At 53.9% G+C, this 14,657-nt stretch carries 18 protein-coding genes and 1 tRNA gene; 9 read left to right on the forward strand and 10 right to left on the reverse strand.

Annotated elements, in window-relative coordinates; translation table 11 throughout:
• Positions 1-34 precede the first annotated feature (34 nt).
• From IM304_RS06335 to IM304_RS06360, 6 genes are all read right to left on the reverse strand, one after another.
• On the reverse strand, positions 35-196 hold the full coding sequence (locus IM304_RS06335) for a DUF1328 domain-containing protein (protein WP_003856556.1): 162 nt from the start codon (positions 194-196) through the stop codon (positions 35-37).
• A 127-nt stretch (positions 197-323) separates the two neighbouring features.
• Positions 324-941 (reverse strand): molecular chaperone OsmY, encoded by a 618-nt coding sequence (osmY, locus tag IM304_RS06340; protein WP_148421982.1) that lies wholly within the window; start codon positions 939-941, stop codon positions 324-326.
• A gap of 304 nt (positions 942-1,245) precedes the next feature.
• Positions 1,246-2,835, reverse strand: coding sequence for a peptide chain release factor 3 (gene prfC, locus IM304_RS06345; protein WP_148421984.1), 1,590 nt, complete (start codon positions 2,833-2,835; stop codon positions 1,246-1,248).
• Between the two features lie 92 nt (positions 2,836-2,927).
• Positions 2,928-3,605: a pyrimidine 5'-nucleotidase gene (gene yjjG / locus IM304_RS06350; RefSeq protein ID WP_193354773.1), complete on the reverse strand. Its 678-nt coding sequence runs from the start codon at positions 3,603-3,605 to the stop codon at positions 2,928-2,930.
• 20 nt (positions 3,606-3,625) lie between these two features.
• Complete coding sequence (gene rimI / locus IM304_RS06355; protein ID WP_176608765.1) at positions 3,626-4,069, reverse strand: ribosomal protein S18-alanine N-acetyltransferase; 444 nt, start codon at positions 4,067-4,069, stop codon at positions 3,626-3,628.
• Complete coding sequence (locus IM304_RS06360) at positions 4,038-4,451, reverse strand: DNA polymerase III subunit psi (RefSeq protein ID WP_148421989.1); 414 nt, start codon at positions 4,449-4,451, stop codon at positions 4,038-4,040. Before IM304_RS06360 ends, rimI begins: the two co-directional genes overlap by 32 nt.
• A 102-nt stretch (positions 4,452-4,553) precedes the next feature.
• Between IM304_RS06360 and rsmC the strand changes: the two genes are divergently transcribed.
• Positions 4,554-5,582 (forward strand): 16S rRNA (guanine(1207)-N(2))-methyltransferase RsmC, encoded by a 1,029-nt coding sequence (gene rsmC, locus IM304_RS06365; protein WP_193354774.1) that lies wholly within the window; start codon positions 4,554-4,556, stop codon positions 5,580-5,582.
• Between the two features lie 148 nt (positions 5,583-5,730).
• Positions 5,731-5,817 (forward strand) — tRNA-Leu (locus IM304_RS06370).
• Between the two features lie 41 nt (positions 5,818-5,858).
• Here IM304_RS06370 and IM304_RS06375 read toward each other — a convergent pair.
• A complete protein-coding gene (locus IM304_RS06375; RefSeq protein WP_176608767.1) occupies positions 5,859-6,089 on the reverse strand; it encodes a DUF1435 domain-containing protein in 231 nt (76 codons plus the stop codon).
• A 256-nt stretch (positions 6,090-6,345) separates the two neighbouring features.
• Here IM304_RS06375 and IM304_RS06380 point away from each other — a divergent pair, with 256 nt between their 5' ends.
• A complete protein-coding gene (locus tag IM304_RS06380; protein ID WP_193354775.1) occupies positions 6,346-7,410 on the forward strand; it encodes a GGDEF domain-containing protein in 1,065 nt (354 codons plus the stop codon).
• Between the two features lie 95 nt (positions 7,411-7,505).
• Positions 7,506-8,294, forward strand: coding sequence for a siderophore-iron reductase FhuF (gene fhuF, locus IM304_RS06385; protein ID WP_193354776.1), 789 nt, complete (start codon positions 7,506-7,508; stop codon positions 8,292-8,294).
• Positions 8,295-8,366: 72 nt separating this feature from the next.
• Here fhuF and IM304_RS06390 read toward each other — a convergent pair whose 3' ends face one another.
• Complete coding sequence (locus IM304_RS06390; RefSeq protein WP_148421998.1) at positions 8,367-9,713, reverse strand: PTS sugar transporter subunit IIC; 1,347 nt, start codon at positions 9,711-9,713, stop codon at positions 8,367-8,369.
• Positions 9,714-10,041: 328 nt separating this feature from the next.
• Between IM304_RS06390 and IM304_RS06395 the strand changes: the two genes are divergently transcribed.
• Positions 10,042-10,500: a YbaK/EbsC family protein gene (locus tag IM304_RS06395; protein WP_148421999.1), complete on the forward strand. Its 459-nt coding sequence runs from the start codon at positions 10,042-10,044 to the stop codon at positions 10,498-10,500.
• A 37-nt stretch (positions 10,501-10,537) separates the two neighbouring features.
• On the opposite strand, the gene bglJ is transcribed toward IM304_RS06395, so the two are convergent.
• Together bglJ and IM304_RS06405 are read right to left on the reverse strand one after the other, a co-directional pair.
• Positions 10,538-11,173 carry a DNA-binding transcriptional activator BglJ gene (bglJ, locus tag IM304_RS06400; RefSeq protein ID WP_193354892.1) on the reverse strand — a complete coding sequence of 212 codons (636 nt, stop codon included), beginning with the start codon at positions 11,171-11,173 and terminating at the stop codon, positions 10,538-10,540.
• Positions 11,170-11,907, reverse strand: a complete 738-nt coding sequence (locus IM304_RS06405) for a LuxR C-terminal-related transcriptional regulator (protein WP_148422001.1) — start codon at positions 11,905-11,907, stop codon at positions 11,170-11,172. The genes bglJ and IM304_RS06405 overlap by 4 nt, the downstream gene beginning before the upstream one ends.
• Positions 11,908-12,296: 389 nt before the next feature.
• Between IM304_RS06405 and IM304_RS06410 the strand changes: the two genes are divergently transcribed.
• The 4 genes from IM304_RS06410 (at position 12,297) to IM304_RS06425 (ending at position 14,547) form a co-directional block, all read left to right on the forward strand.
• The gene (locus IM304_RS06410; RefSeq protein WP_193354777.1) at positions 12,297-13,073 is read left to right on the forward strand and encodes a threonine/serine exporter ThrE family protein; all 777 of its coding nucleotides are present in this window, start codon (positions 12,297-12,299) and stop codon (positions 13,071-13,073) included.
• Positions 13,064-13,537 carry a threonine/serine exporter gene (locus tag IM304_RS06415; RefSeq protein WP_176608772.1) on the forward strand — a complete coding sequence of 158 codons (474 nt, stop codon included), beginning with the start codon at positions 13,064-13,066 and terminating at the stop codon, positions 13,535-13,537. The genes IM304_RS06410 and IM304_RS06415 overlap by 10 nt, the downstream gene beginning before the upstream one ends.
• Before the next feature lie 44 nt (positions 13,538-13,581).
• Positions 13,582-14,034, forward strand: a complete 453-nt coding sequence (locus tag IM304_RS06420) for a MarR family winged helix-turn-helix transcriptional regulator (RefSeq protein ID WP_193354778.1) — start codon at positions 13,582-13,584, stop codon at positions 14,032-14,034.
• A gap of 84 nt (positions 14,035-14,118) precedes the next feature.
• Positions 14,119-14,547 (forward strand): organic hydroperoxide resistance protein, encoded by a 429-nt coding sequence (locus tag IM304_RS06425; RefSeq protein WP_003856578.1) that lies wholly within the window; start codon positions 14,119-14,121, stop codon positions 14,545-14,547.
• Positions 14,548-14,657: the final 110 nt, after the last annotated feature.

The following is a 14,657-nucleotide window of genomic DNA, read 5'->3' on the forward strand; positions in this document are numbered from 1 at the left end:
CTGGCTTTAGTTTGTTTAATCAATATTGCGTTTGCTACGGGCGACGTCGGCCCGTAAACAGGCTGACCAGGAACAGAATAATACCTACGACGAAGACAATTTTAGCTGCCCATGCCGCTGTACCCGCCAGTCCACCAAAGCCCAATGCGGCGGCAATTAACGCGATAACCAGAAAAATAATGCCCCAACGAAACATAAGCCTCTCCTTTACCATAGTTAATGTCGGCCGCTAAACGTGAGCGCTCAGGTCACTCACCGGCGATTTTCCAGAGTCGTTTTTATTTCGCCCGCAGGGCTAAGCCTGACGGGCGAGTGGTGTTGCTTTACTTCGTTTTCAGATCGTTTTTGACGCTTTTCACACCATCAATCGCTTTCGCAATTGACTCAGCACGATCGCTTTGTGCCTGGTTCTCTACCGTACCGGACAGCTGTACCACGCCATCGGTGGTTTCAACTTTCACCATACGGGACGGCACGATGTCGTCAGCTAACAGTTTAGCTTTGATTTCGCTGGTGGTTGCTGCATCCCCGGCATAACCCTTCACCGAAGATTCTTTACTGTCACGTACGTGCAGTTTGTCGCTGACGGAGCTTACGCCTTCAACGCCTTTGGCCACTTTCACGGCCTCTTCAGCCTGGGTCTGGCTTTCAACGAAACCACTCAGGGTGACAACTTTGTTGTCGGTTTTGACGGAAATATCGGTGCTCTTGATGGCTTCATGATCCACCAGTGCGGCTTTCACTTTTGCTGTGATAGAGCTGTCATCCATGAAATTACCGACTTTATTCATAGAGCTATCGATTTTTTCCCCTGCGGTATTAGCGGTGTTTTGCGCTTTATCCATGGTGCTGGTTTCCGCCAGAGCAGAACCGCTTACCAGGACGCTACCTAACGTTACAGCCAGCAGAGTTTTAGAAATCTTCAGTCTTGTCATATTCATCGATTTATTCCTGTGTTTTGCCCGTTATTTGGGCGACATACTTCCCTAAATCTTGGTTTTATATATTGCGAATTAACACACGGGCGAAATGGAGAACCAGTGGACATGCATTGAACAGTTAATTCATCCACGCCCGGTGCTAAACACTGAGTTAAATATAGATCACAATTACGGAGGTGCATTCAGAATTGGGGAAAAAACGAACGAATAGCGAAAAATTGCGTTGAATTAAGAACATTCCGCAAGGGTTTAATAACACAGGGATTAAAGCAGAGCACGGCGGCTGCCGTGCTCTGAGAGGGGATTAATGCTCGCGGGTTTTGCGGAACTGAACGTCAGGATAACGCTCTTGCGTCAGGTTCAGGTTAACCATGGTCGGGGCGATATAGGTCAGGTTGTCGCCGCCGTCCAGCGCCAGCTGAATTTCGTTCTTACGCTTAAATTCTTCGAATTTCTTCACGTCTGAACACTCAACCCAGCGCGCGGTCGCCACGTTCACCGATTCGTAAATCGCTTCCACGTTGTACTCGCTCTTCAGGCGGGCAACGACCACGTCAAACTGCAGCACGCCCACCGCCCCAACGATCAGATCGTTGTTGGCGATTGGCCGGAACACCTGGACTGCCCCCTCTTCGGAAAGCTGTACCAGGCCTTTCAGCAGCTGCTTCTGCTTCAGCGGATCGCGCAGGCGAATGCGGCGGAACAGCTCCGGCGCGAAGTTCGGGATACCGGTGAACTTCATCATCTCGCCCTGCGTGAAGGTATCGCCGATCTGAATGGTGCCGTGGTTGTGCAGGCCAATGATGTCGCCCGGATAGGCTTCTTCCACGTGCGAACGATCGCCCGCCATAAAGGTCAGCGCGTCGGAGATCACCACGTCTTTACCGATACGTACCTGACGCAGCTTCATGCCCTTCTCGTACTTACCGGACACCACGCGCATAAAGGCAACGCGGTCGCGGTGTTTCGGGTCCATGTTGGCCTGAATTTTAAAGACGAAGCCGGAGAACTTCTCTTCCTTCGCTTCCACTTCGCGCGTGTCGGTTTTACGCGGCATCGGCTGCGGCGCCCACTCAACCAGGCCGTCGAGCATATGATCGACGCCGAAGTTACCGAGCGCGGTACCGAAGAAGACCGGGGTGATTTCACCGCTCAGGAACAGCTCTCTGTCGAACTCGTGAGACGCGCCTTTAACCAGCTCAAGCTCGTCGCGCAGCTGCGCGGCCAGCTCTTCACCGACGGCGGCGTCCAGCTCCGGGTTATCCAGACCTTTTACAATGCGCACTTCCTGAATGGTGTGGCCTTTACCGGTCTGGTACAGATAGGTTTCGTCTTTATAGAGGTGGTAAACCCCTTTGAACAGCTTACCGCAGCCGATTGGCCAGGTGATTGGCGCACAGGCAATCTTCAGCTCGTTTTCCACTTCATCCATCAGCTCCATCGGATCGCGGATGTCACGGTCGAGTTTGTTCATAAAGGTGAGGATCGGCGTATCGCGCAGGCGGGTAACTTCCATCAGCTTGCGGGTACGATCTTCAACACCTTTTGCGGCGTCGATCACCATCAGGCAGCAGTCGACCGCCGTCAGGGTACGGTAGGTATCTTCGGAGAAGTCTTCGTGGCCCGGGGTGTCCAGCAGGTTCACCAGGCAGTCGTGATACGGGAACTGCATCACGGAGGTGGTAATCGAAATACCACGCTGCTTTTCCATCTCCATCCAGTCGGATTTTGCGTGCTGGCTGGAGCCACGGCCTTTCACCGTACCGGCGGTCTGGATCGCCTGTCCGAACAGCAATACCTTCTCGGTGATGGTCGTTTTACCGGCATCCGGGTGCGAGATAATGGCAAAAGTGCGGCGTTTGGCCACCTCTTGCAGATAAGGAGACAACGTCATAATCAAATCTTCTTAGGTAAGCGCGGCAGCAGGCCGCGCATCATGGAATACGAAAAATGCGGCTATTTTACCCATCAGCAGGGGGCAGGCAATCATTGTTTACACAGGAGCTGCTCCAGTTCGTTCAATGACGTAACGGTCCAGGTCGGCTCGATGCCTTCCGGCAGCACGCGACCGTGCGCATTCAGCCAGACGGTCGACAGACCCGATCTCATACCACCAAGAATATCAGATTCTGCGGTATCCCCCACCATCAGCACGCGATCGCGGTCAGGATTTCCGGCCTGCGCCAGCGCATAATCGAAAATACGCGGATCCGGCTTCGGTACGCCTACCTCTTCGGAGATCACCAGCGCGTCGAAATGATCGCGCAGGCCGGTGCGCTCAAGGCGGATCTGCTGCAGGGCGGTAAAGCCGTTGGTGATGATCCCGAGCTTCACCTTCCCTTTCAGCGAATCCAGCAGAGAAACGACACCGGGTAGCGGCGCGCAGATATCCGCCATTGCGTTGAGGAAGGCCTCGTTCAGCGCTCCCGGGCTGACCTTCAACCGTTCAGCCCACACGTCAAAACGCTGATGCTGAAGCTGTAACGCGGTGATGGCTCCATTCTGGTAATCCACCCAAAGCGGTTTGTTCACCGCCTGATAGTTCTGAAAATCTTCAGCGGTGAAGGTCACGCTATAGTCGAGAAACATCCGCTGCAGGCCACCGAACGAGTCAAACGTAAACAGCGTTTCGTCGGCGTCAAAGAAAATCCAGTCCCATTTCATCGTTACAACCTTATTTTTCGTTATCCAATCGGCAGAGCCATGATAATGGCGTCTTCACGTCCCTCTGCGGTGGGGTAGTAGTTACGGCGGATTGTCGCCTCGTTGAAGCCTAAGCTTTCATAGAGTGCGATGGCGGCGACATTCGACGCGCGCACCTCCAGCCACAGGGTGAAAACGTCACGGGTCTCAAGCTCGCGAATGAGGTGCTCAAGCAGTTCCCTGCCCAACCCGCGGCGTTGATAAGCAGGATCGACCGCAATATTAAACAGCGTCGCCTCGTCCAGAACGACCTGGGTTATGGCAAACGCGGCCATCGTACCGGCTACGTCCAGGCGGAGATTTAAATAGCGGTCGCCCTGATTGCTGGCAAACGTCTTTTCGCTCCACGGAAAGGCATGGGCGCGCGTTTCAATCGCGAACGCGGTGGACAGGTCAGCCGTCGTGAGGGAAGAAATCGTGTTCATATTCGCAAATTTGTTGCCATAGCGCGCAGCGCGCTTTTGGGTTGGCCTTCAGTTCATCCAGCGCCGGGGAGCTGATCTGGCTCCCTTCGAGGGGTAGCGCATCAACCGTCCCGATTCTCCAGCTGTTACAGCGGCTGTCAGGAGGAAGCATCGCGACGCTTTCGGGCGCCAGCTGTAGTACCTGATCGGCCGTCAACTTCAGGCTGCGAAGGACATCTCCGATAAGGGGGTCATTCAGGGCAGGCAGCGCTTCTGCCACCATCACCAGGCGGACATGCGCAGGGATGGAGATTGCGATTTCGCCGCGCAACGCCGTCGGGCGACGCAAAGCCCACTGGGTGATGCCCAGCTGCTGCAACTGCCAGTCTCGTCGGGATGTCATAGCGAAAACTCCTGTCTCTCAGGCGCGCAAATATAGCAAATGTGTCGAAACTGCGCCATCTACCTACTATAATCCCCGCCTGAGTTTATTGAGGAACAATTCATGTCTGCATTTACCCCGGCAAGTGAAGTCTTGCTGCGTCACAGTGATGATTTCGAAGAAAGCCGTATTCTGTTTGCCGGAGATATGCAGGATGACCTGCCCGCGTGTTTCGACTGTGCTGAAAGCCGTGCCCACACCCAATACTATCACCACTGGCAGGTGCTGAGCCGCCAGATGGGAGAGCGCGCGCGCTTTAGCCTGGCGGCGGAGCAGAGCGATATTGCTGACTGCGACACGCTGATTTACTACTGGCCGAAGAACAAACCGGAAGCCCAGTTCCAGCTGATGAACCTGCTTTCTCTGCTGCCGATCGGCTGCGATATTTTCGTTGTCGGTGAGAACCGCAGCGGCGTGCGCAGCGCGGAGCAGATGCTGGAGGAGTACGCGCCGCTGACCAAAATCGACAGCGCCCGCCGCTGCGGCCTGTATCACGGGCGTCTGGAAAAACAGACCGCCTTTGATGCCAACGCCTTCTGGGACGAGTACCAGCTTGACGGCCTGACCATTAAAACCCTGCCGGGCGTATTCAGCCGGGACGCGCTGGATACCGGCAGCAAGCTGCTGCTTTCTACCCTGACGCCACATACCAAAGGCAAGGTGCTGGACGTGGGCTGCGGCGCGGGCGTGCTTTCAACGGTTCTCGCCAGCCACTCGCCAAAAGTTCGTTTAACCCTGTGTGACGTGAGCGCCCCGGCGGTAGAGGCCAGCCGCGCCACGCTTGCAGCTAACGGCATTGAAGGCGACGTGATTGCCAGCAACGTCTTCTCCGACGTGACCGGCCGCTTTGACATGATCATCTCTAACCCACCGTTCCACGACGGAATGGAGACCAGCCTGGAAGCCGCGCAGGCGCTGATCCGCGGTGCGACCCGCCACCTCAACAGCGGCGGTGAGCTGCGTATCGTGGCAAACGCCTTCCTGGCGTACCCGAAAGTGCTGGATGAGACCTTTGGCTTCCACGAAGTGATCGCCCAGACTGGCCGCTTTAAGGTCTATCGCACGGTTATGACACGCCAGGCGAAAAAGTAAGACTCGCACTGCACCGGCGATGGCTGACGCTGCCATCGCCCATTTTTGCAGCAATCAAAACAACGTGCGCATTTTTCTGTTGACGTAAAGCTGAAAACATCTAGAATGCGCCTCCGTGGTTACGATACTTTTACAGTATCGATGGTATGCGAAGGTGGCGGAATTGGTAGACGCGCTAGCTTCAGGTGTTAGTGTCCTTACGGACGTGGGGGTTCAAGTCCCCCCCCTCGCACCAATTATCTTACCTCCCTTCAGCAGCACCTCTGATTTTCCCTTTTATTTCAAACTCATCATAATCACCAGTATTGCACTGACCAGCGCAACGCATGACGGCAGCAGCACGTAATGCCGTAACTGCTTGTGCCATATCATCGCGGACGTCACCAGCAGTCCTGAAACAATCATTGCTTTCCATACATCAATGGGGAGATCGGCGAACGTCAGGCCACCGATGATGGAGCCGGGCAGCAAAATACCCCACCCACTTCCCAGCGCTTTGCTCAACATGGTTTAACCTCTCGCATCGATAATGATAACCAATATCATATGATAGTAATTATCAATTGTCAGCATGCGAAGCAAGAAATAGCACCGACAATTTGCTTTCCTATAATGACAGAGAATGTGTAAGGTGATAAATTGCCCACCTGTTAACTTCTCATAAAGTTTTTCTGATAATAAAAATTCAATTGAGTTGCATCTAATATTACATAACAACACCTTGCTTCTTGTTTTAATTGAGTTTTAATAAAAACGCACGCATATGACATCACAAACCTGGCGGTCTTTAGTCGATAAGAAATATCAGTTATCTTTACGTTTGTTCTTATTTCTGAATGCCGCATCCGCCCTGTTCTCGGTAACAAACCCGCTGTATTCCGTTCGCGTGTTATCCGTTCCCCTGTTTGCGGTATTTATTTTCAGCTCAGGCTTACTTATCTGGCACTGGAAAAACTGCGCGCGAAAAATAAATATCCCTGTTGTTTCAGGTATTTTCGGGTTTTTATGGGCCTGGCAGATCGTCTCTAAATTTTCGTTAATTACGCACGATCACGCGAATTTTTTAATGATGGCCCTATTAACGGTGCTTTTTATAGGGTCTCTGGCGTTTGCCAGTAATATCAAGGCATTTACGCTCCATTCATTTCCCGCTTTTATTGCCTGCCTGTGGCTTAGCGATTCCGAATACTGGCTGAGAATGGCGTATTCTTTCGCCCTGCCGGTGGTGGCCATCGGCATTCATCACGTTCTTCAGCGGCGCAACGACCGTTTCGCCCAGGAACTCCTCTCCGAACTGCTGGAGGAGCGCGAAACCCTGACCGATCTCAGCATGATGGATCCGCTCACCGGCCTGTATAACCGCCGCGGGCTGCAAAGCCGGCTGGAGAATCTTCCCACCCCGGACAGCGGCGAGCACTTTGTGCTGCTGATGGATATCGACCACTTCAAAGCCTACAACGACCATTACGGCCATATGATGGGCGATCAGGCCTTGATCAGGGTCTCGGCTGCGATCCGCGACGCCGTGCGTTCACGCGATATTGTCGCCCGCTTCGGTGGAGAAGAATTTATGGTGCTGCTCAGTAATATCCCGATTGAGCAAGCGCGGCAGACGGCGGAACGCATCCGGCAGAAGGTGTACGACCTTAAGATCCCGCACATGTTTAATGAAAGCGTCGCCACCAACGTGACCATCAGTATCGGCATCGCCATGTTTGAAGGCGAAGACGTTGAAGGGGCGCTGGCGAAGGCGGATAAAGCCCTCTACGAAGCCAAGCATATGGGACGCAACAGCATATTGCTGAGCGAGGAGCTGCACACCGCCTGACGGCGCGTTCACAGAGCCAGGATAAAAGTCTTGCGCTCGGTTTTATCTATAGTTAGGATTGGCAATCATTATCATTTAGATTTGTAATCCACACTATGGCTACTCGTACCGCACACATCGTTGAGCCCTTACTCTGGCGAGCGCCGCTCTCCGCCGGGGAGACAACGCTTGCGGAAGCCATACGCGAAAAAATTGCCGTTACCCGCGCCCACCTGCTGGATTTCATCAAGCTGGATGAAGCGCCTCCACACCATGCGCTGACGCTGGCGCAGTGGCAGCGCCCTGCAGAGCTTCGCTCGCTGCTGGCAACCTATTCCGACCATATTTACCGTAATCAACCGACGCTTGCGCGGGAAAACAAACCGCTGCTCTCCCTCTGGGCGCAGTGGTACATCGGGCTGATGGTTCCCCCGGTCATGCTGGCATTGTTAACCCAGGAAACCGTGCTCGACCTGTCGTCAGAACATTTTCACGTCGAATTTCATGAAACCGGGCGCGCCGCCTGTTTCTGGATCGACGTCCATGAAGATCCGAGCGCCATTCACCTTTCCGCGCAGGCGCGTATGGAAATGCTGATCGCCAGAGCGCTCGTTCCGGTCGTTGACGCGCTGGAAGCGACGGGCGAGATCAACGGCAAGCTGATCTGGAGTAATACCGGGTATCTTATCCACTGGTATTTAACCGAGATGAAGCCGCTGCTTGGCGACGAGAAAGTGGAGGCGCTGCGCCAGAGCTGTTTCTTTGCCAAACAGCTTTCGGATGGGCGCGATAATCCTCTTTACCGCACCGTGGTCCCGCGCGAGGGGCTTCTGGTCCGTCGCACCTGCTGCCAGCGCTATCGCCTGCCGGATGTACAGCAGTGCGGCGACTGCACGCTGAAATAGTCGGGCGGGAGCGTAATCCCTCTCGTTAAACAACGCTGAAAGCGGCAACCGACGCTGCCGCTTTGCGTTTACTCAGGCAATCTGCTGATTTTCCTCTTCCGCGTTACGCTGTGCTTCTTCCGCTTCCTGCTGGAGGAGCTGTTTCTCGTACACCTTGAAGAACGGGAAGTAGATGATGGCTGAAACGCAGGCCAGCACCAGCACCAGAATAGCGGCACGGAAATCCCAACCCAGCGCCCAGGCTGCACCAACCGGAGCCGGCGCCGTCCACGGCACAACGGAAATCACGCGGCCAATCAGATCGAACTTCATCGCCGCCCACGCCAGCACGGCGTTAACCATCGGCGCCAGCAGGAAAGGAATGAAGAATACCGGGTTCATCACAATCGGCGTACCAAAAATGACCGGTTCATTGATGTTGAAAATGCTTGGCACCACGCTCAGGCGGCCAATCGAGCGCAGGTGCGCGGAGCGGCTGCGCAGGTAGCAGAACACCAGCCCCATCGTCGCCCCTGACCCGCCGATCACGATAAAGAACGTCCAGAAGGCTTCCATGAAGATGTGCGGCAAAGGCAGGCTCGCCGCAAGCGCGGTCTGGTTAGCCCCCAGATTTGTCAGCCAGAACATTTGCAGCATCCCGGATACAATCGCGGCGCCGTGGATCCCGGCAAACCACAGCAGGTGCCCAATCAGCACCGCCAGCAGTATCGCAGGCAGAGAGTCAGCGGCGGACACCAGCGGTTTAAAGATCGACATAATCGCCTGCGGGATCAGCATACCGAACTGCGACTGAATCAGCAGGCTCAGCGGATAGAGCGTCAGCACCACCACCAGCACCGGAATCAGCAGATCAAACGAGTTTTTGATCATCGGTGGAACCTGGTCCGGCAGGCGAATCCCGATGTTGTGTGCTTTCAGGAAGCGCATCATCTCAACGCAGTAGATCGCCACCAGAATCGCGGTAAAAATACCGGTTCCGCCGAGGCTATCAACCGGCAGCGTGCCCTTGGTTTTAGGGGCTGCCACCAGCAGAAACGCCATCAGCGACAGCATCGCGCACATAAACGGATCCAGCTGATGCGTTTTAACGTAATGCTTGCCCAGGTTATAGGCGATGGCCGCGCAGATATAAAGGGACATCACGCCCATCGTCATGTCAAACGGCGTCAGAATTTGGCCTTCAAACTGCTTCGCCATATCCAGCCAGGCGCGAGCAAAGCCCCACGTGGTATCAGGCGAAAAAGGTGGATAAGCAAACACTAACAAGAATGAGCCTACAATCATGAACGGCATCGCCGAGATAAATCCGTCACGAATAGCCATAACATGACGCTGGGAAGAGATCCGCCCGGCAATCGGACTGACGTAATTCTCAACGAAACGGAAAATCAGATTAAACGCAGCATGGTTGGCAGACATATCAGATCTCCTTTCAGACGTTCGTTTCAGGCGTGTTCACGCCACACGCTGTGCCATAAATCCACTTCACAACCTTGCCGGATCGTGTACCAGCGGTACTGCTCAAACGGATTGGTTTCATAATTAGCTCTTATTATTAGATACAGGGGAAGTTACACCCTCAGTATTAATCTCTGCATCACGCTCTGCAACCGGTTACTGTAACCGGTTTCCGTGAATGTGAAGGCGATCCAGAAATCGCCCCTGACGGATATTTGTTACTTAAGGGATATTTACAGCGACTAATTTGTTGTGACAGATTACGCAGGATATTTGTCAGGAGGAATCAATGAGTTTGCAGTCTGTACAGCAGTTTTTTGCCGACAACGCTCCGGATATAGAGATCATTGAGCTTAACCAAAGCACGGCAACCGTTGCGCTGGCTGCGGCAGCGCACAACGTTGAGCCAGGCCAAATTGCCAAGACCCTGTCGCTGAAAATTAAGAATGACGTGATTCTGGTGGTCGCCAAAGGGGATGCGCGTCTGGATAACAAAAAGCTCAAAGAGACATTCGGCGCGAAAGCCCGCATGCTCAGCAGTGATGAAGTGGTTACCCTGACGGGCCATCCTGTCGGCGGCGTCTGCCCTTTCGGACTAGAGAATCCTCTTTCGGTTTATTGTGACATCACGTTAAAACAGTACGCGGAAGTGTTACCCGCAGCGGGTGCCATCCACAGTGCGGTGCGAATATCGCCCGACAGGATGGCGGAACTGACTGCGGCAAAATGGGTGGATGTCTGTATCTGAACGTTGCGCCAGAAGTACTCTGGCGCATCACGCGTTTCTACGAGAATGACGGAACGGTGAGAGCGGAACGACGCACTTCCCGCGCGGGAAGATGCGCGAGGATATCCGCCGCATCCAGTAACCCCACGTCAGAATTGACGCCCAGCTTTACCATCGCGTTAAACTTGTGCGCGCGGATGGTTTTGATATTGCGCTCAAGCTGTGCCGCTATTTCAGGTATCGAATAGCCAGACGACATGTAACGCAGTATTGCCCGCTCCGTTGGGCTCAGCATGCGGTTCTGGTTCACGCACCAGTGATTATAAATATTGTCATTCACCCGATGCGTCTCGCTGAGCAGCATCCCAAGCTCCTCAACCAGCTGCTTCAGCGGAACCGATTTACTGATTATCCCATGCAGCTGGGACGGCGACAGATGGCTCACCAGCCTCGCCTCCATCTCATCCGAAACCAGCACGATACGCTGAACGCCGCCGTGAGTGAAGGTAAGGTCACGCAAGCAGGCCAGACAGTTTCGGCGCTCCTCACGCGCATCGGACAAAGAATAGATTACCGCAAAAAATGAGGTATCAGAGAGCGCCGCTTTAAAGCTGTCGAATCCGCTAAACAGGTGCACCTGATAATGGCGCAGGGCCGGCATCGCAAAAAGATGCTTCAGCCCCACGGCGCTCATTGAGCAGCTTTCGATGACGGCGATATGTCCTGGTGCAGTGGTTTTTTCCATTCCTCAAACTCTCCATAAGCCGACATTAAACTGAGTTCTCGCATTCCCTGGGTACTGCTAATCCAGGCGTACATATCGGCATTGCTGCGAAGCGATAAACGGCGCATGGCACTGTTTTTCTGTGCGCTGATCGTTTTATTACTTTTCTTCAGCAGCGTCGCAATTTGGTTAATTCCCCAGCCCTTGCCTAACAGACGCAAAACCTTGCGTTCAGAGTGGGTGAGCGCAATCATTTGCTCACTCTCTTCTTCAATATCGGGATTTTCCGGCATTAATAGCGTCTGGCTTATTCGCTCAGCGCGTTCGCTGCCCGCGCGAATGGCGTTAATCACGCCTTCAATAGGCTCCATATCCGACAGTAAGGTGCTTTCCGGACGCATAAGTAGCTCAACCGCCAGCGGATAAAGAGGACGAGAGACGAGGAAAATCCAGTGAATATCCCTGTATTGATTCATTAATCCATAATATTGCTCAAGCGTGCCGCGCGGATTACGGTACTCCCCTGAAATATCGGCAATCACAACCCCAGCACGACGCAATTGAAGTAGCGTTAACTCCTGCATGGAACGGCAGTACGTCAACTCAAATTCCGGAAAATGGCGGGCCATTAAGCCACCCAGCCCATTTTGCATAACCGGTACTCTACTAATCACCACTCCGTGTTTACCATTCAATGGCAACATAGACCCTCCATGTCATTAATTCATTATTTAAGAACGAGCTAACCCTACGAGATAAAACATATTTGCATCCCTAAGAACAAAACGGCTTAATACTCGTAAACGATAAAAATGTCATATAGGTTAAGAAACGCCCAATACAGGCTTAATATCGCATAAAGACTATCGAAATTTAATTGAAGTTGCCTTAAAAGATCGAAAATATGAAATTAGAAATACTTAATATATTGCTTTTATAAATCCTTATTTCATATTCATTAGGCAAATAACAAGCCTGTCCCCTCCCGGCGCTGGCCGCGCCACCGATCGCATAAAAGTTGATCTGGCCCAGCGCAATGGGCCCTGCACTTTGTGTTAAAAGTAAGCAATCTCTCTTCTCTTCAGGGCATTACATGCAGGCAGATCGGTCTACGCAGCGGGCTACCACGCGGCTATGTATACAGTGCGGGCTTTTTCTCTTACAGCACGGAGCAGAAAGCGCCCTCGTCGAAGAACTTTCCACGCGCCTTGGGCTGGCGCTGGGGATGGACAGCGTCGAAAGCTCCATCTCGTCAAATGCCATTGTGCTGACCACCATTAAAGACGGGCAGTGCCTCACCTCGACCCGTAAGAATCACGACCGCGGCATTAACATGCACGTCGTAACGGAGGTGCAGCACATCGTGATCCTCGCCGAACATAAGCTGCTCGATCTTCAAGAGATTGAAAAACGTTTCAATCAAATCAAGCCGCTTCGCTACCCGCGCTGGCTGGTTGTGCTGATGGTAGGGCTTTCCTGCGCCTGTTTCTGCAAGCTCAATAACGGCGGCTGGGACGGCGCCGTCGTGACCTTCTTTGCCAGCAGCATCGCGATGTATGTCCGCCAGCTGTTAACGCACAGGCAGTTGCATCCGCAGATTAACTTTTGCATAACGGCCTTTGTGGCGACAACCGTCTCCGGCCTGCTCCTGCGCCAGCCCGTCTTCGCCAGCACGCCTACGGTTGCGATGGCCGCCAGCGTGCTGCTGCTGGTGCCGGGGTTTCCCCTCATCAACGCCGTCGCCGATATGTTTAAAGGCCATATCAACACCGGTCTTGCGCGCTGGGCGATAGCCAGCCTGCTGACGCTGGCGACCTGTATTGGGGTAGTAATGGCCATGACGATGTGGGGGTTACGCGGATGGGCGTAATTGATTTTCTGCTCGCACTGGCGCAGGACATGCTCCTGGCAGCCCTACCCGCCGCGGGATTTGCGATGGTGTTTAACGTCCCACAGCGGGCGTTACCCTGGTGCGCGCTGCTCGGCGCCATTGGTCACGGCTCGCGTATGGCGATGATGACCGCTGGCTTTAATATCGAATGGTCGACGTTTATCGCCGCCATGCTGGTCGGAAGCATTGGTATTCAATGGTCCCGCTGGTATCTGGCACACCCGAAAGTGTTCACCGTGGCGGCAGTCATTCCCATGTTTCCCGGCATTTCGGCCTATACCGCGATGATTTCCGCCGTAAAAATCAGCCACTTTGGCTACAGCGAACCGCAAATGATCCTGCTGCTGAGTAACTTCCTCAAAGCCTCGTCAATCGTGGGCGCGCTCTCCATCGGCCTGTCGATCCCCGGCCTGTGGCTTTACCGCAAGCGTCCACGCGTTTAATAAAATCGCTTGCAATTATATCGCGCACTATCTATATTCATCACATGGACGCAAAAAAGAACGACACCACCGACGCGCTACTGCTGGATAACCAGCTCTGCTTCGCCCTTTATTCGGCGAACCTGGCGCTTAACAAGCTGTACCGGCAGCTGCTGGCACCGCTGAACCTGACCTACCCGCAATACCTGGTGATGCTGGTGCTGTGGGAGCAGGATGATATTACGGTGTCAGACATCGGCGAGCGGCTGTTTCTGGATTCCGCCACGCTAACGCCCCTGCTGAAGCGCCTGGAAAGCGCAGGATTGATCCTCCGCCAGCGTTCCCGTCAGGATGAACGTCAGGTTGCCGTGACCCTGAGCGACGCGGGCCGCAAGCTGCAACAGCAGGCCGTGGCCATCCCACACGCCGTGGGTTGTGCCGCGCAGTGTGATACCGACACCATGCTGGCGCTCAAGCAACAGCTCGAACTGCTTCGCCAGCAGCTGCATCGCGCGTAAGGCTATACTTTATGCGTCTTTATTTACCTTAAAACATCGCGCGCTATTTAATAGCGCACTTAAATACAAGATGAGGAACCTGCCATGTCTTTAGAAAAAGTTGTCTACACTGCCAAAGCCAAAGCAACCGGGGGCCGCGACGGCCGCGCCACTTCTTCCGATGGCGTTCTGGACGTCAAGCTGGGCGTGCCAAAAGAGATGGGCGGCATGGGTGGCGAAGTGACTAACCCTGAACAGCTGTTCGCCGCGGGCTACTCCGCCTGCTTCCTGGGTGCGATGAAGTTCGTTGCGGCACGCGATAAGTTCGCGCTGCCAAAAGACGCCTTTATTGAAGGTGAAGTCGGCATTGGCCCGCTGCCAACCGGTTTTGGTATCGAAGCAAAGCTGAACATCCACGTTGAGGGGATGGACGCAGCGGAAGCCAAAAAGCTGGTGGATGCAGCGCACATTGTCTGCCCTTACTCTAACGCGACGCGCGGCAATATCGACGTGACGCTGAACATCATCGCGTAATCAGCCTCCGTGACTGTAGCCCCGGTGCGCGTAGCGCTACCGGGGAAATCCTCTCCTTTCCTGCCCTCTCTCTGTGCTACCATAACCCTCAATCACGCCCGTAGTAATCA

Source organism: Enterobacter cloacae complex sp. P40C2, assembly GCF_014930695.1.
In the GTDB taxonomy this organism is placed as follows: Bacteria; Pseudomonadota; Gammaproteobacteria; order Enterobacterales; family Enterobacteriaceae; genus Enterobacter; species Enterobacter pasteurii.